The 21,284-nt window shown below is 74.3% G+C and carries 16 protein-coding genes; 8 read left to right on the top strand and 8 right to left on the bottom strand.

Annotation, left to right across the window (positions count from 1 at the left end; genetic code table 11):
• Positions 1-2: 2 nt before the first annotated feature.
• From AB0H83_RS20865 to AB0H83_RS20855, 3 genes are all read right to left on the bottom strand, one after another.
• Positions 3-1,973, bottom strand: coding sequence for a histidine kinase (locus AB0H83_RS20865; RefSeq protein ID WP_360096162.1), 1,971 nt, complete (start codon positions 1,971-1,973; stop codon positions 3-5).
• Between the two features lie 18 nt (positions 1,974-1,991).
• Positions 1,992-2,672: a hypothetical protein gene (locus tag AB0H83_RS20860; protein WP_360096159.1), complete on the bottom strand. Its 681-nt coding sequence runs from the start codon at positions 2,670-2,672 to the stop codon at positions 1,992-1,994.
• Between the two features lie 114 nt (positions 2,673-2,786).
• A complete protein-coding gene (locus AB0H83_RS20855) occupies positions 2,787-3,572 on the bottom strand; it encodes an alpha/beta fold hydrolase (RefSeq protein WP_360096156.1) in 786 nt (261 codons plus the stop codon).
• Positions 3,573-3,719: 147 nt separating this feature from the next.
• Here AB0H83_RS20855 and AB0H83_RS20850 point away from each other — a divergent pair, with 147 nt between their 5' ends.
• Positions 3,720-5,009, top strand: a complete 1,290-nt coding sequence (locus AB0H83_RS20850) for a fibronectin type III domain-containing protein (RefSeq protein ID WP_360096153.1) — start codon at positions 3,720-3,722, stop codon at positions 5,007-5,009.
• 150 nt (positions 5,010-5,159) lie between these two features.
• On the opposite strand, the gene AB0H83_RS20845 is transcribed toward AB0H83_RS20850, so the two are convergent.
• On the bottom strand, positions 5,160-8,369 hold the full coding sequence (locus AB0H83_RS20845; protein ID WP_360096150.1) for a GH92 family glycosyl hydrolase: 3,210 nt from the start codon (positions 8,367-8,369) through the stop codon (positions 5,160-5,162).
• A 370-nt stretch (positions 8,370-8,739) separates the two neighbouring features.
• Positions 8,740-9,018 carry a YggT family protein gene (locus AB0H83_RS20840; RefSeq protein WP_360096147.1) on the bottom strand — a complete coding sequence of 93 codons (279 nt, stop codon included), beginning with the start codon at positions 9,016-9,018 and terminating at the stop codon, positions 8,740-8,742.
• Between the two features lie 115 nt (positions 9,019-9,133).
• Between AB0H83_RS20840 and AB0H83_RS20835 the strand changes: the two genes are divergently transcribed.
• From AB0H83_RS20835 to AB0H83_RS20825, 3 genes are all read left to right on the top strand, one after another.
• Positions 9,134-11,458 (top strand): EAL domain-containing protein, encoded by a 2,325-nt coding sequence (locus tag AB0H83_RS20835; protein ID WP_360096144.1) that lies wholly within the window; start codon positions 9,134-9,136, stop codon positions 11,456-11,458.
• Between the two features lie 64 nt (positions 11,459-11,522).
• Positions 11,523-11,915 (top strand): hypothetical protein, encoded by a 393-nt coding sequence (locus tag AB0H83_RS20830; RefSeq protein WP_360096141.1) that lies wholly within the window; start codon positions 11,523-11,525, stop codon positions 11,913-11,915.
• 93 nt (positions 11,916-12,008) lie between these two features.
• A complete protein-coding gene (locus AB0H83_RS20825) occupies positions 12,009-13,157 on the top strand; it encodes an epoxide hydrolase family protein (RefSeq protein WP_360096138.1) in 1,149 nt (382 codons plus the stop codon).
• A 3-nt stretch (positions 13,158-13,160) separates the two neighbouring features.
• Here the strand turns inward: AB0H83_RS20825 and AB0H83_RS20820 are convergent, their stop codons facing one another.
• Positions 13,161-13,433: a hypothetical protein gene (locus AB0H83_RS20820; RefSeq protein ID WP_360096135.1), complete on the bottom strand. Its 273-nt coding sequence runs from the start codon at positions 13,431-13,433 to the stop codon at positions 13,161-13,163.
• Between the two features lie 322 nt (positions 13,434-13,755).
• Here AB0H83_RS20820 and AB0H83_RS20815 point away from each other — a divergent pair, with 322 nt between their 5' ends.
• The 3 genes from AB0H83_RS20815 (at position 13,756) to AB0H83_RS20805 (ending at position 15,499) form a co-directional block, all read left to right on the top strand.
• Positions 13,756-14,391, top strand: a complete 636-nt coding sequence (locus AB0H83_RS20815; RefSeq protein ID WP_360096132.1) for a DUF998 domain-containing protein — start codon at positions 13,756-13,758, stop codon at positions 14,389-14,391.
• 112 nt (positions 14,392-14,503) lie between these two features.
• Positions 14,504-14,902, top strand: a complete 399-nt coding sequence (locus AB0H83_RS20810) for a hypothetical protein (RefSeq protein ID WP_360096129.1) — start codon at positions 14,504-14,506, stop codon at positions 14,900-14,902.
• A gap of 135 nt (positions 14,903-15,037) precedes the next feature.
• Entirely contained in the window at positions 15,038-15,499 is a 462-nt protein-coding gene (locus AB0H83_RS20805; RefSeq protein WP_360096126.1) for a hypothetical protein, read from the top strand.
• A gap of 788 nt (positions 15,500-16,287) precedes the next feature.
• Here the strand turns inward: AB0H83_RS20805 and AB0H83_RS20800 are convergent.
• Positions 16,288-17,115: an alpha/beta hydrolase gene (locus AB0H83_RS20800; protein ID WP_360096123.1), complete on the bottom strand. Its 828-nt coding sequence runs from the start codon at positions 17,113-17,115 to the stop codon at positions 16,288-16,290.
• A gap of 850 nt (positions 17,116-17,965) precedes the next feature.
• Between AB0H83_RS20800 and AB0H83_RS20795 the strand changes: the two genes are divergently transcribed.
• Positions 17,966-19,939 carry an Hsp70 family protein gene (locus AB0H83_RS20795; protein ID WP_360096120.1) on the top strand — a complete coding sequence of 658 codons (1,974 nt, stop codon included), beginning with the start codon at positions 17,966-17,968 and terminating at the stop codon, positions 19,937-19,939.
• Here AB0H83_RS20795 and AB0H83_RS20790 read toward each other — a convergent pair.
• On the bottom strand, positions 19,936-21,186 hold the full coding sequence (locus tag AB0H83_RS20790) for an SGNH/GDSL hydrolase family protein (RefSeq protein WP_360096117.1): 1,251 nt from the start codon (positions 21,184-21,186) through the stop codon (positions 19,936-19,938). The two genes, AB0H83_RS20795 and AB0H83_RS20790, sit on opposite strands and share 4 nt — an antisense overlap.
• Between the last annotated feature and the right edge of the window lie 98 nt (positions 21,187-21,284).

Raw genomic sequence — 21,284 nt, 5'->3', positions numbered from 1 at the left:
GCTCATGCCTCTTCTCCTACCGGCAGCCGCGCGGTCACGGTCGTGCCGTCAGGCGACGACACCACGTCGAGGGTGCCGCCCAGCTCGGCGGCGCGCTCCCGCATCGAGTGCATGCCGACCCCCGCTCCTGCCGCCGCCACGCCCGCCGATGTGCCCGCCGCGGCCGTGGTGGCGCGGCCGTCGTCGGTGACCGACACCAGCAGGTGCCCGCCGTCCAGCCGCAACCCTAACCGGGCCGTGGTGGCGCCGGCGTGGCGGCGGGCGTTGGCGAGGGCCTCGACCGCGATCATGTACGCGGCCACCTCCACCGCGGCGGGCAGCGCCGGCAGCTCCCGGGGCGCGTCGACGCCGACGGCCGGGCCGCCGGGCGGCCAGCCGGCGAGGTGCGCGGTCAGCGCGCCGCGCAGGCCGAGCGTGTCGAGGGCCGGCGGGCGCAGCCCCTCCACGAGGCGGCGCACGTCGGCGACGGCGGTCTCGGCGTCCCGGACGATCTCCTCCAGCAGGCCCGCCGCGGCCTCGCCGGCGCCCACCGCCAGGGCGGCCTCGGCGCGCATGGTGAGCCCGGCGAGGGTGGGGCCGAGCCCGTCGTGCAGGTCGCGGCGCAGCCGGCGGCGCTCCTCCTCGCGGGCCTGCACCAGCTGCTCACGGGAGCGCTGCAGGTCCGCGGCGAAGCGCCCGGCCTGCACCGCCGGGCCGATGTGCCGGGCGACGTCGGTGAGCAGCCGCAGGTCGCGGGGGCCGAGCGCGGACTCGCCGGGCCGCGGCCCGAGCAGCAGCGTCCCCACGGTGACGCCGCCGGCGACGAGCGGCAGCTCGACCGGGTGCGCGGGCCGGTGGCCGATCTCGTAGGAGCGGCCGCCGTCGGTGTCGATGCGCACGTAGGACAGCTGCAGCGCCTCGCGGACCGTGGCGGTGCTCGTGGCCAGCACCGCGAGGGGGTCCTGGACCTGCGCGAGCCGTTCGCCGAGCCGGGCGAGCACGGTGTACGGGTCGTCGCGCTCGCCGTACACGAGCAGGTTCACCCGGCGCTGCAGGTGGTGGCGGGCCGTGCCGAAGACGAGCGCGGCGGCGACCGCGGCCACGACGGACGAGGCGCCCAGGTAGCCGACGATGACGAGGTACGCGCAGCCGACCCCGCCGGTCAGCACGACGAACACGGCGGTGCGGCTGATCAGCAGGTCGATGTCGAACAGCCGGTGCCGCAGCACCGCGACGCCGATCGCGGCGGGGATGCCGGCGAGGGACACGCTGCCGGCGAGGTCCCACCAGAGGCTCCCGGACGGCCAGATCCGGTCCGGGTCGCGGTCGGTGAGCCCGGCGCCGAGCCGGCCGACGACGACCAGCGCGACCAGCCCGATCGAGTACGCCAGCCAGCGCGCCTGCGCGCGCCGGGCCCCGGTCGCGGTGGCCGCCTCGGCGACGACCCCGGCCGCGCCGGCCACGAACAGCAGCCCGGCGCCGGCGGTGAACACGGCCTCGGCCACCGGCGCGACGCCGTGCAGCGCGGCGACGCCGAGCGGGTTGGCCAGGCCGTCCGGGCCGACCTGGTCGTTGTGGCCGGGGCGCAGCGCGCCGGTGACCGCCGCGACCGCGCCGAGCCCGGTGACCACCCACAGCGCCCTGCTCATCCACCGGCCGGGCCGGCCGTCGGGGAAGAACGCGGGCAGCGCGGCGAGCGCGAGGTTCGCCGGCACCCACAGCCAGGTCTGCGGCCAGGCCGCCGCGGTCGCGCCCGGCAGGCCGCGGATGGCGTACTGGCCGAACGCCTCGAGCAGCACGAAGCACGCCGCGCCGAGCAGCAGCAGCCGGCCGAGGGGGTTGGCCGGCCGCTGCCGCAGCACCAGCCCGCCGGCAACCGCGCAGGCGGCGACGGCGAGCAGGTGGCTGACGCCGGCGGGCGGGGCGCCGTTGCCGATGGCCAGCCAGAACGCCACGCCCGCGGCGGCGAGGGTGGCCCAGGCTGCGCGGTGCATCGCCTCAGACCCTAACGATCACGGCGTCCCGCCGTCCCGGGACATTGTCCCGCGCAGGCCGAGCCCGAGCCCGGCGACGATCACCCATACGGCGCCCGGGTACAGCGCGCCGTACTGCGCGGGGAACGCCTGGGTCGCGGCGACGAGCAGGGCGAGCACGGCGCTGACCGCGGCGAGCCAGCGGGCGGCCGAGCCGTGCCGGAACCCGCCGGCGGCGACCGCGGCGGCGCTGAGCCCGGCGCCCGCCCACAGCCAGGCGATCGTGTTGTAGACCTCGATCATCGCCGCGATCGTGTCGGGGTCCCAGCGTTCGGGTTCGCCGAGTGCCCAGTACAGCTCGGTGCAGATGCCGCCGCCGATGAGCGTGGCCGCGGCGACGAGCCCGATCCCGGCGGCCGCGACCGCGGGCACGAGGCTGCCGGCGGGTTCCTGCACCGCGAGGTGCCGCCGCAGGCCGGCCGCGAACACGACCAGGCAGGCCGCCGCGATCACGCAGCTGACCTGGTACACCCAGACGAGGTCGCGGTGGGCGACGATCGCGGCGACCAGCTGGGCGTTGTCCTTGATGCCGTCGCCGACGTCGGCGGTGAGGTTCGCGCCGAAGCCGATGCCGAGGAGCCCGGCGAGCCCGCCGGCGGCGCCGGTGAGCGCCCAGCCGCGCCGCGGCCTGGTGCGGATCTGTGTGGTGACGTTGTCCATGCCGGTCAGCGTCGCGGCGCGGTGTCCCGGGCCGCATGAGGCGCCCGGCCCCGCCCGGCCGGGACATCGTCCGCGGCGGGCCGGCGTGGACGGCGGCCCGCCGGCCGTGGTGGGTCAGGGGGCGGCGTGGGCGGTGAGGAACTCGGTCACCGCCTTGGCCGCCTCCGGGGCGCCCTCGTCGGTGATCGTCAGCAGCGACGTGCCGTGCAGGCGGCCGGGCACGAGCGCGATGCGGCGGCGCTGGTCGGTGGTGGCGTCGTGCATCGTCTGGGCGGCCGCGGCGAACGCCGTCTCGCCGGTGGCGGCGACGTACAGGACGGGGACAGCGAGGCGGGGCGCGGCCGCGGCCGCGTCCTCGCCCGCGTAGGTGGCCGGGGCGGACAGGCTGATCACGGCGGTGACCGGCGGGCTGGCGGCGGCCGCCGCGACGAGGACCGCGGTGCCGCCGCGGGAGGCGCCGATCAGCACGACGCGCTCGACGCCGAGGGTGCGCGCGTACGCCACCGCCGACAGCACGTCGCCGGACGCCGGCCCGCCCTGGCCGCGCTGCGAGCGGCCCTCACCGGCGAAGTCGAGCGCGAGGACGCGGTACCCGGCGGCGGCCTCCTGCGTGGCCCAGGACCGCCAGGAGCAGGCGTCGGCGCTGGCCTGCGGGGCGAGGACGAGCACGGTCCGGCCGGTGCCGAACAGCAGGCCGGTGAGGAACCCACCGGTGCCGGGGAACGCCACCTGCTTGTCGTTGAGCTCGGGGTCGGCGCAGCGCCGGTCGGTCGGGCTGGGCGCCACCGGCGCCGCCGGGGATCCCGCCGCCGGTGACCCGGCGGCCTGCGGGGCGGCGGGGTCCCCGCCGCAGCCGGCGAGCACGAGCACGGCCAGCAGCGTCGCTCCGATGCGTCTCATGCTGATCTGACCCCCGGCACGCCGGGCCGGTTGCATCGGGCCACCGGACGGTCACCTGCGAATGTCACCCCCGCACCCGCCGTAGCGGCTAAATTACTCTTGGTAGGCATTTGTCCGGAAATATGCGTATCAAAGGGGTCGATAGCCGTGCTCACCAGATCCGCGCGCCGCGCCGTCAGGGCCGGTCTCGTGCTGGCCGTGGGGATCGCCGTCGTCGGGGCGACCGGCGGGACGGCGTTCGCGGGACCGGTGCAGTACTCCCGGCCGAGTCCGGACGGCGGCGCGAAGGTGCGGACCTTCGACATCCCGGCCCTCGACGGCGCGAGGAAGGCCAACGACCGCCAGGCCGGCCGGACCCCCGCCCAGCGCAAGGCCAACCCCGCCACGAAGACCAGATCCACCGCGGGATCCACCGCCAGGTCGACCGCAAAGATGAAGGCCAAGGCCAAGGCCCAAGCCAAGGCGAAGGCGAAGGCGAAGGCGAAGGTCGCGGCCGCCGCACCACTCGCCACCGCCGCGCCGCCCGCCGCGCCGCCCGCGGCCACCGCCGTGCCGGGCGGGGTCGCCACCGCGCCGGGCGGGGTCGCCACCGCGCCGGGCGGGGTCGCCACCGCGCCGGGCGGGGTCGCCGCCGTGGGCCCGCCCGGGGCGCCGGCCGGGGTCACGGTCACCGCCGTCGCCCCAACGGGCCTCGCGGTGTCGTGGACCGCCGACGTCCGTACGGCCGCGGTCGTCGACCACTTCGTGGTGACGGCCGTCGAGGACCCGGCGAGGACCTGCCGGACACCGTCGAACGCCACCACCAGCTGCGTGGTGCAGCCGCTGGCGGAGGGCGGGGCGTACACGTTCACGGTGCGCGCGATCGGGGTGCCCGGCGCCGGCGACTCGGCCCCGAGCGCCGCCTCGGCCCCCGCCACGGCCGGCGAGGTGAACGACGGCATGCTCGACACCACCGACGCCGCCGCGCAGCACGCCGCCGCCGCGCACCAGGCCGCCGCCGCGCAGCAAGAGCCCGCCACGCAGCACGACCCCACCGCGCAGCAAGAGCCCGCCACGCAGCACGACCCCACCGCGCAGCAAGAGCCCGCCACGCAGCACGACCCCGCCGCGCGGCAACCGGCCGGCGCCGTGCGGCAGGACAGCGGCAGCAAGGCCGGCTCGGTCCGGGTGGCCCAGCAGGCAGGTCGCGGTCGCAGCCTCGACAAGACCCGCGACACGCCCCGGCAGGCGGCGACAGGCGAGCCGCGCGCCCAGGCGTTCGGCGCGGCGACCGGCAGCCGGATGGGCCTGCCGCGCGGAACCGCCGGCCGGCCGGCCATGGCCGACGCCGGCCGGCGCAAGGACCGCGGGCCGACCGGCACACTCGTCCTGCTCGGCCTGGGCACCCTGTTCGCGGGCCTCGCCGCGTTCGGCGTCACCCTCGTCCGGCGCCGCTAGAGCCCTGGCCGCGGGTCACGGCAGAGCCCGGCCCACTTGTGATCTTGGCTGTTGATCGAAGTCGCGTCGTGGTCGCCTGGATGGCCACGACGCGACTTCGATCGTCACGTGGCGGGTGACGCCGGCCCCAGGGGGTTGCCGGCCGAGGGGTCAGCCGAAGACGCGCAGCTCGTAGATGCGGGTCGCGGTGTCGGTCGTCTGCGTCGGGGTGGTGACGTTCAGCCGCACGTACCGGCCGGACACCCCGCTGACCGGGTGGGTCGTGTTCGCGGCGGTGTTGCCGGTCACGGTGACCGGCGTGCTCCAGGTGCTGCCGTCGGTGGAGACCTGGATGGTGAACGCCTTCGTGTTGTAGTCGGCCGGCTCGCCGCCGGCCTGGGCGTGCGCCACCTCGAAGCGGCTGATCGCCTTGGTGGAGCCCAGGTCGACCTGCAGCCACGCGCCAGCGACGCCGGAGCAGAACTTGTCGGGGTTGCCGCCGGAGGTGCTGCCGTTGACCGCCTTCTCAGGGCCCTCGGTGGCGGCGCAGGCGGCGCTGCCGGTGGCGGGGCGGTTCAGCGCCAGGTTCACCGGTGCGGTGGCCGAGCCGTAGGCCTCCAGCTCGTAGACGCGCGTCGCGCCGTCGGCCGTCTGCGTCGGGGTGGTGACGTTGAGGCGCACGTACCGTGCCGTCGTCGACGCGAACTGGTGGATGGTGACGGGGTCGGCGTTGTTGCTCACCGTCGCCGGGGTCGTCCAGCTGCTGCCGTCGGTGGACAACTGGACGGTGAACGCTCTGGTGTTGAAGGCCGCCTGCTCGCCGCCGGCGCCGGCGTGCTTGACGACGACCTTGTTCACCGTCTGCGCGGCGCCGAGGTCGACCTGCAGGAACGCGCCGGCGGCGGGCGAGCAGAACTTGTCGGGGTTGCCGCCGGTGACGCTGCCGTTGACGGCCTTGGCGGGCGACTCGTCGGCCGCGCACGCGGCCGACCCGGAGGTTGCCCTGCCCTGGGCCAGATTCACCGAAGGGGCCGGCGGCGTGGTGTGGTTCGACGACGGCGGGGTGTCGCCGGCGCCGGTGCCCCATGTGCCGGGCGTGCCGGTCACCGTGTAGGCGAGGTTGCCGCCGTGCGCGATGTCGGCCTGCGACAGCCAGGTGCGGGTGAACGCGGTGCCGCCGAGGGACGCGGTGGCGATGTAGCGGTTGCTGTCGCTGACCGACGGTGCGGTGATGTTCAGCACGCCGCCCTGCTGGCTGCCGTACGTGCCGATGGTGACCTTCGCCGACGGGAACTGCGGGGTGCTGACGCCGTAGAAGTTGGCGCCGTTCATCAGCGGGTACAGGCCCAGCGACGAGAACACGTACCAGGCCGACATGGTGCCGAGGTCGTCGTTGCCGGTGACGCCGTTCGGGCCGTTGGTGAAGAGGGTGTACGCCGCCCGCAGCACCGTCGAGGTCTTGTACGGCTGCCCGGTCCACAGGTACGTGTACGGGGCGAGCAGGTCCGGCTCGTTGTTCGGGTTGTACGTGGTGAAGCTGTAGTAGTCGTAGGCGCCGTTGACCCACGTGTTGTGCGCGGTCCCGGACGGGTCGGTGAGCAGGTCGGCGTAGGCGAAGAACTGGTCGAGGCGGTTGTTCGCCGCGGTCCTGCCGCCCAGCAGGGAGACCAGGCCGTCGGGGTCCTGCGGGACGAGCCACTGGTACTGGTACGCGCCGGCCTCGTGGAACGTGTGCGAGCCGTCGGTCGGCGAGTACGGGGTACCCCAGACGCCGTTGGCGTTGCGGGGGCGGAAGAAGCCGATCGACGGGTCGAACAGGTTGCGGTAGTTCTGGCCGCGGGCCTCGAACATGGTCGCGTCGGCCGTGTTGCCCAGCGCCCGGGCCATGATGGCCAGGGAGGAGTCGGCGGCCGCGTACTCCAGGGTCGCCGAGCTCGGGAACTTGCAATCGTGGTCCATCGGCAGCACCGGGTTGCACGTCACGCCGGTCGGGACGTAGCCCAGCGCCGCGTAGTACGGGTTGCCGTTGCGCCCGTTGACGTTCGTCGGCACGCCCGTCGCGTTCTTGCGCAGCGCCGTGTACACCTGCGACTCGTACCCGTTGAGCAGCCCCCGCGCCCAGAGGTCGACGAGGAACGGGGTGACGGGGTCACCGGTCATGGTGTTGGTCTCGGTGTTGGCCAGCGACCACTTCGGCAGCCAGCCGAGCTCCCGGTCCACCGCGAGCAGCGACAGCCCGTAGTCGCGGGCCACCTGCGGCTCGAGCAGCGCGACGAGCTGGTTCTGCGCCCGGTACGTGTCCCACAGCGAGAAGGTCTGGTACGGCGTGTACCCCGACGCGGTGCGCACCACGTTGTCGAAGCCGCGGTACTGGCCGTTGACGTCGCCGGCGAGGTTGGGGTGCAGCAGCGAGTGGTACAGCGACGTGTAGAACGCGACCTGCCGGTCGGTGGTGCCGCCGTCGACCTCCGCCTTGTGCAGCTTGGCGTTCCAGGTGTCGCGGGCGGCGTTGCGGACCGTGTCGAAGTTGAACCCGGCGGCGCTGGTCTCCGCGGCGAGGTTGGCCTGGGCGCCGGCGATGCCGGTGTAGGACAGCCCGACCTTGGCCGTGACGACCCGGTCCGACGACGTGTCGAACCGCACCCAGCCGCCCTTGGCGCCGGTGCCGCTCGAGGCGCGGCTGCCGCCGGTGAACGTGGTGCCGGACCAGGTGCCGAACGACGCGAACGGCCGGCTGAACTTCGCCGAGAAGTACACCGTGTGCGCGGGCGCGTCGGAGCAGAACCCGGCCGTGGTCACCGACCCTTCGACGGTGTCGCTGCCGACGATCGAGATCGACGAGGACTGCGCCCCGGTGCCGCTGCCCCGCGCCTGCGCGGTGTTGAACAGCACGTTGGCCTGGGTGCTCGACGGGAAGGTGTACCGCTGCCACCCGCTGCGCAGCGTCGCGGTCAGCTCGGTGGTGACCCCGTTGGGCGTGGCCAGCCGGTAGTAGCCGGCGGTCGCCTGCTCCTGCGCGTGGTTGAGCGGCTGGCCGTAGGTGTTGGGGTCGGCGGAGTTGACCGCCCCGACCGTCGGCATCAGCGGCACCTCGCCCTGCACGGGGCAGCCGACGCCGGACAGGTGGGTGTTGGAGAAGCCCCACACCTTGCCGTGGTCGTAGTTGTACCCGGTGCCGTGCCCGGTGTCGGGGCTGACCTGCACCATCCCGAACGGCAGGGCGGCGCCCGGGAACGTGTTGCCTTCCTTCTGGGTGCCGATCATCGGGTTGACCAGCGTGGTCAGGTCCGCCGGCACGGCGGCGTGGGCCGGCGGCGCGGGCAGCCCGGCGACCGCCGCCGCGACCGCCACCAGCAGTGTGCTGAACCGCAGTCTTCTCACAAACGCTCCGATCAGGGTGCCACTCGGCGAGCCGCGCCCGCCGGCAGCACCGCTGGGCGCGCCGTGACGTGCGGCTGGTGTCGTGGGGTTGCCGTTGGGGGACGTGCGGGATCACCGGCACCGGACCCGGCGCGCCGCTCGCCGGAGCCGCCGCCGGCTCGCCGTGCCGGACGTGCTCATCGCATCTGGTGGAAGGTTGCGAGGCTTCCTTGCAGGGAAGACTGGTCGCTGTCGTGAGTTCTGTCAATACTTGACATTTACGACGGCCATCGATCCGACAGTGCGGGCACAGCAAAGGACCCGGCCGCCGTGGAGGCGGCCGGGTCCACCGGTCCGGTCGATGCGGCGCCACCCGGGCGGGTGACGCAGATCAGCTGATGACGGCGCGCAGCAGGATGATGGCGAGGAAGACGACGATGAACGCGAGGTCGATGCCGACGCCGCCGAGGCGCAGCGGCGGCAGGGCGCGACGGACCGGGGCGAGGATCGGCTCGGTCACGGCGAAGACCGCGGCGGTCAACCGGGACCGCACCGAGCCCTGCACGGACGGGCCCGCCAGGACGACCGACCAGTCCAGCACGGCGCGCGCGATCAGCAGCACCTGCAACAGCAGCAGCACCAGACTCACGATGCCGAGAACAAGACCCATGTGGTGCCTCCAAGTACGGTGCGTTACCTCAACTGTGCGTCACGAATCTGTGGACCGGCTGAGTGCCGGCTGAGATTTGGTTCATGACCGGGGCCGGCGTGCCGATGCCGCGTGTGTGAACAGGGTTGCTGGCTGGCGTCCGACGGGTGTGCTGCTGGCTGCCGGTGTGGTGCTCGTCCTGGCCGAGGCGTGGTTCATGGTGGGGTTGACCCGGCCGACGCCGCAGCTGGTGAGCTGGGTCGCGGCGCCACCGGCGGTGGGGCTGGCGGTCCGCGCGTGCTGGACCACGAGCACCGCCGCGCGGCTGGCGCCGGCAACGCGGCGATTCTGGCGGCACATCGGGCTCGGCATGGTCTTCATCGGCCTCGGCGGGGCCAGCAACGGCGTCGACATGATCCTGGGCCGGGTCGCGCCGCACCACGTCAGCGGGGTGACCGCGGTGGTGTACCTGGCGGGCCTGCTGATCATGCTGTGGGGGCTGCTGCGCATCCCCGGCGCCCAGCGCAGCCGGGGCGAGTGGCTGCGCTTCGGCCTGGACACCGCGACCGTGCTGGTGACGGTGATCACCTTCGCCTGGCACTTCATCTTCCGGCACTGGGAGCGCTGGTCGGGCGGCAACGCCACCGGGACATGGGCGGTGCTGGCGCTCGTCGCGACCGGGTCGGTGTGCGTGTTCGCGTTCATCAAGGTGGCCTTCACCGGCACCGGGCCGCTGGACCGGCGGGCACTGTACCTACTGGCGCTGTCCGGTGGCGGCGGCGCGACGGGCGGGGCGCTGACGCCGCTGCTGACGGACCGGCCGCACCTCAACGGCACCCCGGTGGTCCTGCCCCTCACCTGCTTCATCCTGTGCCTGGCGGCGGACCGGCAGCGGCGCGCGGCCGGGGTCGAGCCGCCCGCGGCGGTGCGCCGGCGGCGCCGGCCGTTGGTGCCGTACCTCGCGGTCTTCGCCACCGGGATGCTGCTGCTGGTCGACGCGGCCAACGACGGCGACGACGTGGTCGGGGTCGCCCTCGGCACGGTGGTGCTGGTCCTCCTCGTCGCCGGGCGGCAGGCCGCCGCGCTGCGCGACAACGCCGTGCTGCTGGACGCCCTCGACAGCCGGCTGCGGGAGCTGGAGGCGTACCAGCAGACCCTCGCCTGGCAGGCGACCCATGACGCGCTGACGGGCCTGGCGAACCGGCGGCTGCTCATGCAGTACACCGACGACGTGCTGCGCGCCGGGCAGGACACGGTGGCGGTCGCGCTCATCGACATCGACGACTTCAAGGGCATCAACGACGACCTCGGCCACGCCGTCGGCGACGCCCTGCTCAGCGCGGTCGCCACCCGGCTGTCGCAGCTGCGCCCCGCCGACGGCCTGGTCGCCCGGCTCGGCGGCGACGAGTACGCGCTGGTCTTCTGTGCCGACGGCGAGCAGCGGGCCCGGCAGGTCCTCGCCGGCCTCACCGCGGAGCTGCGCCGCCCCCTCGACGCCGGCGGGCACGCCCTCGTCGTCGAGGCCAGCATCGGCCTGGCCCTGTCGCCCGGCGGCCCTCAGGACGTCACCGGCGACGAGTTGCTGCGCCGCGCCGACGTCGCGATGTACGAGGCGAAGGCCCGGGGCAAGGGGCGCCGCGTCACGTACGAGCCGTCGATGGACCAGCACAGCGCCGAGCAGGCCCGCACCGCCGCCGACCTGCGCATCGCCCTGGACACCGGGCAGCTGCGGGTGTACTACCAGCCGATCGTGCGGCTGTCGGACGGGTGCACGGTCGCCGTGGAGGCGCTCGTCCGGTGGCAGCACCCGCAGCGCGGCATGATCCGGCCGGACCTGTTCATCCCGGCGGCGGAGCGCACCGGCCTCATCGTCCCCGTCGGCCAGTGGGTGCTGACCGAGGTGTGCCGGCAGGCCGCCCGGTGGCGCGACGAGCTCGGCGCCGACGCCCTGCAGTACGTCTCCGTCAACGTCTCCCCGCGGCAGCTGCGGGAGGCCGGCTTCGCCGCGCAGCTCCAGGCGACCCTCGACGGCGCCGGCCTGCAGCCGCACCACCTCACCGTGGAGGTCACCGAGACGGCCGTGTTCGACGGCGGGTCCGGGCTGGAGGAGCTGCACCAGCTCAAGCGCCTCGGCGTGCAGGTCGCCCTGGACGACTTCGGCACCGGTCACTCGTCGCTGGGCCTGCTGCGCACCTGCCCCGTGGACCTGCTGAAGGTAGACAAGTCGTTCATCGACAACATCACCGACCAGGGCGAGCACTCGGTGATCGCCGAGGCGCTCATCGGCATCAGCAACGGGCTGCGGCTGCGGGCGGTCGCCGAGGGCGTCGAGACGGAGGCGCAGGCGGAGGTGCTGCGGCGGCTCGGGTACCGCTACGCACAGGGTTACCACTTCGGCCGCCCGATGCCTGCGGAGCAGCTGCCGGCCCACATCTGCGGCACGGCGGCCGCCGTCAGCTGACCGGGTCGCGCGTGCCGGTCATCGGAATTCCGGCGCTGTGGTCGCGGGCTCTACGCTGCGGGTCATGGAGCTCGACGCGTACCTGCGGCAGTACCGGGCCGGTGGCTACCCGGTCGGCCGGGTCGAACACTCGGTCTGCGCGGCCTGCGGCGGGACCGAGTTCCGGCTGTGGGTGGACGACGCGGCCGGGTACGCGGCACGGCGGTGCGAGGCGTGCGAGGACGAGTTCGTGATGCTCGACTCCGCCGACGTCGCCGACGAGGAGGACGGGGACGAGGCCGGCTGCCCGTGCGGCGGGGAGACGTTCGAGATCGCCGTCGGCTACGCGCTGCGCAACGACGGCGACGTGCGCTGGGTGTCGGTCGGGATGCGGTGCCTGACCGACGGCGCGTGCGGCGTGTACACCGACTGGAAGATCAACTACTCGCCGGCCGGGCACCTGTTCGACCTCGCCTGACCGCGAGCGCTGCGGCCCGCGGCCGGGCACCTGTTCGACCTCGCCTGACCGCGAGCGCTGCGGCCCGCGGCCGGGCGCGCGAGGATGACGGGCATGACGCGCACCGTGCCGTTCCGGGTCGACGTCGCCGGCGAGGTCCTCGACGACCTGCGCCGGCGCCTGCACGCCACCCGCTGGCCGGAGCCGGAGACGGTGCCGGACTGGTCGCAGGGCGTGCCGCTGGACTACGTGCGGGAGCTGTGCGCGTACTGGGCCGACGGCTACGACTGGCGCGCCGCCGAGGCCAGGCTCAACGCGCTGCCGCAGTACCGCACGCTGGTCGACGGGGTGTGGATCCATCACCTGCACGTCCGCTCGCCCGACCCCGACGCTCTGCCGCTGGTGATGACGCACGGCTGGCCCGGGTCGATGGTGGAGTTCCTGAAAGTGGCCGGGCCGCTGACCGACCCTACGGCCGGCCCCGCGTTCCACGTGGTGTGCCCGTCGTTGCCCGGGTACGGCTTCAGCGACAAGCCGTCCGCCCCCGGCTGGGGCGTGGAACGCATCGCGCGCGCCTGGGTCGAGCTGATGGCGGGTCTCGGCTACGACCGGTTCGCCGCGCAGGGCCACGACTGGGGCACCAGCGTCAGCACCGCCATCGCGCAGCAGTCGCCGGCCCAGGTCGTCGGGCTGCATCTGGTACCGCCGCTCGCCGCGCCCGACCCGTCGACGCTGCACGACCTGACCGAGGCGGAACGGCGCAGCCTCGCGGACCTCGAGCGGGCCGCCGCCGTGGAGGACGGCTACTCGCTGGAGCAGTCGACCCGGCCGCAGACGATCGGGTACGGCCTGGTCGACTCCCCCGCCGCGCTGTGCGCCTGGATCGTGGAGAAGTTCCGGGCGTGGACCGACTGGGAGCACCGCACGTTCACCCGCGACGACCTGCTGGACAACCTGATGCTGTACTGGCTGCCCGGCACCGGCGCGTCCTCGGCCCGGCTGTACTGGGAGAGCTTCAAGGACGTGCAGCGGCGCTTCACCGGCGGGGCCACCGACCTCGTCACCGTCCCCGTGGGCGCCTCCGTGTTCCCGAAGGAGATCCCGCGGCCGTCGCGCCGGTGGGCACAGCGCCGGTTCACCGACATCCGGTACTGGAGCGAGCCGGAGCGGGGCGGGCACTTCGCCGCGTTCGAGCAGCCGGAGCTGTTCGTCGCCGAGGTGCGGGCCTGCTTCGCCGCGCTCACCGGCCGCCGCAGCACCTAGCCGTTACTGCCGCAGCGTCAGCACCTCGGCCGACGGGGCCTGCGTGCGGGCCAGGTACCAGGCCGCGCCGGACCGGCCGCGCCGCAGGTCGTCCAGCAGGCGCCGCAGCGCGGCGCCGTCGGGGCGGAGCAGGTCGCACACGCCGCACATACAGGCGCGGCGGCTCTGGTCGTACAGGTGGCGCTCCTGGCTTTTCAGCTCTTCCAGCGGCAGCTCGCGATCGTCGCCGGTCAGGGCGGCCGGGTCGGCGCTCCACAGCTGCCCGCGCAGCACCACGAACCGCTCCCGACGGCCGTCCCACGCCGGTCGCGGGGCGGTGATCGTGACGCCGTGGTCGCCGGCGAGGCGCAGGATCCGGTCCCACTCGACGGCGGCGGTGAGGTGCAGCCAGTGCAGCCACGCGTCGGCCGAGCGCCTCCTGCCAGACCTCGGCCCGCGGGGCGGGGACGTCGCCGTCGCCGGTGACGGGCAGTGAGTAGCCGATCGCGCCCAAACGTCGCTCCAAAAAAAATTCTGGCGGTGATGTCGGATCGCCGCCGGCCCGTTCGAGGCACCGGTGAAGGCCCATCCTCGCTCTTCGCGGAAGGAACCCAGTATCGTGCTTCCCAACCAGGTCACCCGTTCCCTGCTCGGCTACGGCGTCCTCGCCGGCCCGTTCTACGTGACCGTCAGCCTCGCCCAGGCCCTCACCCGGGACGGTTTCGACCTGACCCGGCACGCGTGGAGCCTGCTGTCCAACGGCGATCTCGGCTGGATCCAGATCACCAACTTCGTGCTGACCGGGCTCATGGTCCTCGCCGCCGCGACCGGCCTGCACCGGGCGCTGCCGGGCACGCCCTGGGTCGCGCGGCTCGTCGGGGTCTACGGCGCCAGCCTGATCGCCGCGGGCGCGTTGCGCGCCGACCCTGGGCTGGGCTTCCCCACCGGTACCCCCGCCGGCCCGGGCACTGTCAGCTGGCACGGCATCGGGCACTTCGTGGCGGGCGGCATCGGCTTCCTGTGCGTCATCGCCGCGTGCATGGTCATGGGGCGTCGCTTCGCGCGGGACGGGCGCCGGGGGGCGGCGTGGTACTCGTACACCTCCGGCATCCTCTTCCTGGCGGGGTTCGTGGGGATCGCGTCGGGCAACACCGCGCCCGCGCTCACGCTCGGGTTCGTCGCGGCGGTCCTGGTGATCTGGGCGTGGCTGGCCACGGTGTCGGTGCACCTGTACCGCGCGACTCCGCCCTGCTGAGCGCTTCGGCGGCGGCTTCTGGCGGCGGCTTCTGGCGGCGGCTTCTGGCGGCGGCTTCTGGCGGCGGCTTCTGGCGGCGGCTTCTGGCGGCGCTGGACGTAGCATCGGCGCTGTGCGTCGGTCGATCGCGTTCGTGGCCGCGTGCGCCGGGTTGCTGGCGGTCGTCGCGTACTGCGGCGACCCCGGCCCCGCGCAGCTGCGCCACCGCCCGGTGGCGATGCGCCTGCTGGGCGAGGGCGGCGACCCGCTCGTCATCATGATCGGCATCGGGTGGGCCGGCGACGGCTGGTGCTCCGGCCAGCTCACGGTCACGGCGACCGAGACCCCGACCGAGGTCCGCGTCGACGACGTCGTCGACCGGCCTCCCCGGGGCGACGGCGGCTGCGCGGGCCTCGGGGCGAGCAACGGCCGGGCGTGGGTCGACCTGACGCTGTCGGCGCCGATCGGCACGCGGACGGTGGTGCGCGCGTCGGACGGGTTCGTGCTGCCGGTGGTGCCGCTCGGGGGCTGACGGCCTTTTCCCGGTTGGCCTTTCCCGGTTGGCCTTTCCCGGTTGGCCTCTTCCGGCGGGCCTCTTCCGGCGGGCCTTCCCCGGTTGGCATGAACGTGCGAGTCGCGGCGGCCGTCGCCGGGCCACGCTGTCGGCATGGCTTACGCATATCCTCCGCAGCCGGTGTACGCGACCCGCACCACCGCCCCGGTCTCCCTGCACGTGGTCGCCGTCTTCCAGTACCTCGGCGGCCTGGCGATGCTCGGCGTCGCCGCCCTCTTCGCCGTCGCGGCGTCGGACGTCATGGCCCAGTGGGGTGGCCAGCTCGGTGCCCGATCGACCACCGCCACCTCGATCATCGGGGTCGTGGTCGCCGTCTTCGCCACCGTCGGCCTCACCGCGATCATCCTGGGCCGCAAGGTCCAGCGCGGCCGCAACTGGGCCCGCGTCGTGCTGATCCTGCTCAACGTCCTGAGCCTCGCGTCGGTGGCGTGGCAGGCGTACAGCACCTCCCCGCTGACCCCGTCCACCATCGCCGGCGCCGCGTTCCCCGTGCTCTTCCTGCTCCTGCTCAACACCCGCGCCGCCCGCTCGTGGTGCCGGTACCGCACGTACTGAGTCTTTCCGGGCAGCTGCCGCGAGCGGACGCTGCCGCGAGCTGACGCTGCCGCGAGCTGACGCTGCCGCGAGCTGACGCTGCCGCGAGCTGACGCTGCCGCGAGCTGACGCTGCCGCGAGCTGACGCTGCCGCGGGCGGACGCTGCCGCGGGCGGCGACCTGCGCACAGGCGGCGGCCCGCATCCGCACAACATGAACCGTCAGTGCTCAAACCGTCGCCCGGAATGGCCCGCTGACGTTTGGGTATCGGAACGGTCGCAGAGCGTGCTGGCGCTGGACGCGGCGGCGTGCAGCCTCGAGAATGATGGGGCAGCGCCTATCGGGGGAGGCGGCGCATGCCACGACCATACTTTTCGTTGGAAGCACCGGGATTCGGCTCTGACACTTCGCCGGGCTTTGTTGACGGCTCGGCTCGGCTCGCGGCGCAGGCCGCCGCGTGGAGCCGGCGGCGCGAGGAGAAGGCACGGGCCAGGGCGGAGTTCGCCGAGGCCCGGGCACACGGCCTGGCCGCCCGCCACGCAGCGAAGCTCACCCGCCTGCGAAACGCCCGCCTGCTGGCGGAGGCGCCGGCGCGGGCAGCGACCGACCGGCCACCTGCTGGCCGCGCAGCGGGCACCTCGGCGCCGGCAACCTCGCCGACTTCGGCGCCGCCGACCAGTCCTCCGACCCCGGCGGCGTCGCTCGATCCGTCGGCCCCTGCGCCGTCAACCAGTACCCCGACCACCCCGGGCTCGCCGGCCGGTCCGCCCACCTCGGCGTCGTCAGGGACCCGGCAGGACGCGAGCGCGTCAGGTGAGGGCGCGCAGGGCGGCCGCGATCTGCGCGACGGCGACGCCCGCGTCCTTGGTCAAAGCGAGCTTCCGCGGGAAGTTGTGGAAGGTGCCCTGATACCTGGTGGCGATGACGGGCACGCCGGCTGCGGCAAGCCGGGCGGCGTAGCGTTCGGCCTCGTCGCGCAGGATGTCGAGCTCGGCGGTGACGACGATCGCAGGGGGCAGGCCCGCCGGGTCGGCCAGGAACGGGTCGAGGTCGGGCTGGTGCCGGTCCACGCCGGGTGGGACGAACGCGGCCCAGAACTCGGCCATCTCGTCAGGCCACAGCCCGTCGTTGCCGAGGTCGGGGTAGTCCATCGCGGGACTGGTCACCGGGCAGATGAGCACCTGCGCGACGAGCCTGCGGCCGGCGTCGCGTTCCCGCCGGGCCGTCACGGCGGCGAGCAGGCCACCGGCGGAGTCCCCACCGACCGCGACGGTGGTCGGGTCGAGGGCGTACTGGTGGGCGGACAGCCGCAGCCACCCGATGACCGTGTCGATGTCCTCGAACGCGGCCGGAAACGGTGCCTCCGGTGCCCGCCGGTAGTCGACGGCGAGGACGGCCCAGCCGGTCTCCACGGCCAGCAGGCGGCACAGCCCGTCATGGGTGGTGAGGTCACCGAGGACCCAGCCGCCACCGTGGACGTAGAGCAGCACCGGCGCAGCCGCCACGGTGCTGTCCTGATAGAGCCGGACCGGCACCCCGTCCGCGTCGAGGTCCCGCACGAGCCGGACCGCCCGGCCGGGGCCGACCTGCTCACGGACCGCGTCGACCATCACCTGCCGCTGCGCTTCATGATCCATCGCACCAGTATGCGACGGGCCAGGTCGCCGTGCCCCACCACGCCGCCGGCCCCGCCAGGCCGCCAGCCCGCCAGCCCCACCAGGCTGCCGCCGGCCCCGCCACGCTGCCGGTCCCGCCACGCTGCCGGTCCCGCCAGGCCGCCAGCCCCGCCAGACTGCCGCCGGCCCCGTCAGACTGCCGCCGGCCCCGTCAGGCTGCCAGCCCCACCAGGCTGCTGGCCCGCCACGCCGCCAGCCCGCCACGCCGCCGACTCCGTCAGCCTGCCGGACGGGCAACGGCCACTGTGGACAGCGCGGCCTCGTTCGCCAGCCGCCCGGCAGAACCGGTCCCCGCGCCGGCAGGACTCGACCCTGGTCCGCCAACAGACATGCGCGGGCCGGCCCACGGTCCCGGTCCGCCAGCACGCACGAAGCGAACCCCTGCACGGGCGAGCCGCCCACCCGATCCGCCCACCGCAACGGGCCAGACCGCCGGTCTCACCAGACCGCCGGTCCCACCACGCCACCGGCCCGCCCACTCCCGTCCGCCCACCCCATCAGCTTCGTCACCGCCCACTACAGGTTCACCCTGGCCGACCAATCCGCCAGCCCCAATCCGCCAGCCCCAATCCGCCGGACCAATCCGCCGGACCCGATCAACCCGGCCCCGGTCAGCCACGCCCAACCCGTCACGCCCAACCGTCACGCCCAACCGCCACGCCCAACCGCCACGCCCAACCGCCATGCCCAACCGTCACGCCCAACCCGCCGCCAGGGCGGTGCGTGGGGCGGCCGCCGGGTCGGGGTGACGGGTTCGGCGGCCGCGGGGGCTGATGCGGGAGGCGGAGGGGATGCGTTACTGTGCCGCGCCATGACGCGTGGGCGGTTCCGGCTGGGCATCGACTTCGGTACGTCCACGACGGTCGCGGTGTTGCGGCGGCCGGACGGGCGGGTGCAGCAGTTGCTGTTCGACGGGTCGCCGCTGCTCGCGTCGGCGGTGCTGCTCGGGACGGACGGGCGGCTGCACACCGGGCGCGACGCGGCGCACCTGGCGCGCAGTGCGCCCGAGCGGCTGGAGCCGAACCCGAAGCGGCGGGCCGACGAGCGTACGGTGCTGCTCGGCGACGCCGAGGTCGAGGTGGTGGACCTGATCGCGGCGGTGCTGCGGCGGGTCGCGGTGGAGGCGGCCAGGGTCGCGGGGGTCGTGGACGCCGTGACGCTGACGCACCCCGCGGACTGGGGCACGGCGCGGCGGACGCTGCTCGTGGAGGCGGCGCGGCTGGCCGGGTTCGCCGGCGTGGACATGGTCCCGGAGCCCGTCGCCGCCGCCACGTATCTTGCGACCACGCAGGAGGTGCCGGTCGGTTCGTGCGTCATCGTGTACGACCTCGGCGCCGGCACCTGCGACGTCACCCTGCTCCGGCGGCGCGCCGACGGGTTCGAGCCGGTCGCGTCCGGCGGGCTCAACGACCTCGGAGGGCTCGACGTCGACGCGGCGGTCGTGGCGTTCTTGGAGGCGACGTACGGCAGCCTCTGGACCGACGCGACGACCCGCCGGCAGCTGTGGGACGACGTGCGCACCGCGAAGGAAATGCTGTCGCGCGCCAGCGGGACCGTGGTCATGGTTCCGGCGCTGCGCAGGGAGGTGCCGCTCGGCCGGGAGCAGCTGGAAGGGCTGATACGGCCGGTGCTGCGGCCGAGCGTGGCGATGACCCGGTCGCTGCTGGCCGACGCGGGCGTGGCGCGGGCCGAGACCGCGGGGCTGTTCCTGGTCGGTGGCTCCAGCCGGATCCCGCTCGTGGCGACGATGCTGCACGAGGCGCTGGGGATCGCGCCGGTCGTCGCGGAGCAGCCGGAGCTGGTGGTCGCCGAGGGCGCCCTGCCGGGCACGACCACCGACCCGGAAACCCAGACACAGCACCAGATGCGCCGCGACGCCGGCACAGCAGCATTCCCGGTCAGCAGCCCGGTCGGCAGCAGCCCAGTCAGCGGCCCGATCAGCGCGCCGATCGGCGGCCCGGTCAGCGCAGCACCGTCACTGCACGCACCGGCCAGCAACGCCGCGGCAGCCCACAGCGCAGCACCGGCCGGCAGTGCGCCGCCGTGGACCGGCCCGCCCGCGAACCCCGGCGCTGCGCCGAACGACCGCCCGGAACCAGCCGGCGGGTCGCCCACCGGTACCCGTCACCGCCGCGCACGGACCCGCCTGGTCGCCTTCGCGGCGGCCGCCGTCGTCCTGCTCGCCGGCGGCGCCGTGCTCCTGTCGCAGCTCCCCGACGGCGGCGACGACCAGACCGAGGGCAGCCTCGACCCGAGCATCGCGGCGGTGCGGTACAACCTCGCCAAGATGCCCGACGACCTGTGCGCCAGTTTCGACCTGACGCCGTTCGTCAAGCTGTACGAGCGGCTGGCCGAACCACCCCGGCCCACCCGCAGCCTGACCGGCTGGGCCGGCGAGGCGTCGTGCACCGTGGTGCGGCTGCACGGCGACGTGCGGGCGGTGTTCGGCGCGAGTCTCCGGGTCACCTCCGCGCAGGAGGCCGCGGCCGCCGACTACAGGCTGCTCGTCGGCGGCGACGCCGCGCTCAACGACACCCCCGTACAGCTGACGGGCCTCGGCGACGAGGCGGTCCTGTTCACCATGAAGGGCTCCACCGCGCAGGCGAAGTCGCAGCTGACGGTGCGGGTCGGGGTACGCGACGGCAACCTCACCTGGCATGTGCGGCTCACCGTCGACCGGCGCGACCAGGCCGGATGGACCGCGGCCGAGCACCAGCAGCTGCGCGACCGGCTCGTCGAGGTGACCCGCACGACGCTGCCGAAGGTGACCGCCGGACTCGTCTAGACCGGCGCGTTGACGATCTGAATGTCGTCGATGTACCCGCGGAAGGCGCCCGTGCCGCCCGGCTGGTCGTAGCCGACGCGCAGCTGGTCGACGGTGCCGCCGGCCAGCGCGGCGAGGCTGACCTGGACGAGGTTCCACTGGCCGACGACCAGGCGGCGCCCCTCGCCCTGCCACTGCGGGTGTGCCCTGACCCCGTACTGATCGACCGCGCCCGAGTCGCGCAACGAGCGGCCGTCGGTGAGGGCGAGGTCGATGGCGACGGACGTACCGTTGACGGACTGCGGATAGATCCAGTACGTGAGCGTCGTCCCGGCCGTCAGCGGCAGATGGACGTCGAACACCCGGTTGTAGGAGTACGAGCCGCTCGCGCTGGCGTCGGTGCCGGAGTACATGAGGGCGTACGTGCCGCCGTGTGCGAGCTCGGCCCGGCGGCCGGACTCCATGCCGGTGAGGCCGCAGCAGTACCCGGTGACGTTGCGCGCGGACTGGACGGTGTCGACCCAGGTGAGCGGCGGCGCGGCGGCGCCGAAGTCGGTGCGGAACAGCGGCCACGCCCGGCCGGCGCCGAGGACCGGCTGCAGCACGGAGTACCAGACATCGGCGAGCTTGCGGTAGCCGCCGTCCGTCGGATGGATGCGGTCGGACCCGATGTCGGTGAGCGTCAGGTTAGCGTGCAGGTCGGCGAGGCGCACCTTCCGGCCCGCCGCCGCCTTGGCCTGGACGATGCCGGGCAGTTGCGCGTTGTACGCCCGCACCCGGCTCTCGACCGTCGCGTCCGGATTCGGTACCAGCGTCGACACCACCACCGTCGCGGCCGGTGCGGCGCGCAGGATCTGGTCGACCAGGGCGCTGAGGCGGGCCGGCGCATTGACCAGGTCGTAGTTCTGCAGCATGTCGTTGGTGCCGGCGTTGAGCAGCACCACGTCGGGGCGCGCGGCGGCGACCCACGTGTCGGCCCCGGCCGCGACGGCGTCGATGCGGTACCCGGGATGGCCCTCGTTGTCGTTGTCGGCCGCGGTACCCGAGCGCTGCGAGCCGACCATGTCGACCGCGACCCCGGCGTCGTCGGCGAGATGGCGGCGCAGCGCCTCCCGGTAGCCGTTGCCGTCGGTGGAGCTGGTGCCCCAGGTGATCGACGCGCCGAGCGGCATGATCCTGACCGGCGTCGCGGCCCGCGCGGCGCCGGGAACGGCGAGGCCGCCGGCGGCGACCAGCACAAGGGTGAGGGCACGAAGGTACGAGCGCACAAAGGCTCCTTGCTCGGGCTGGCTGGCGGACCGGACCGGCGGGACAGCCTCCAGCTAAGAGCATCGATACCTCTGTGTCAACGTTGTCATATCGCACA

The sequence above is a fragment of the Dactylosporangium sp. NPDC050688 genome, from assembly GCF_040654515.1.
GTDB lineage: Bacteria > Actinomycetota > Actinomycetes > Mycobacteriales > Micromonosporaceae > Dactylosporangium.
This window is presented reverse-complemented; position numbering and strand designations above follow the sequence as displayed.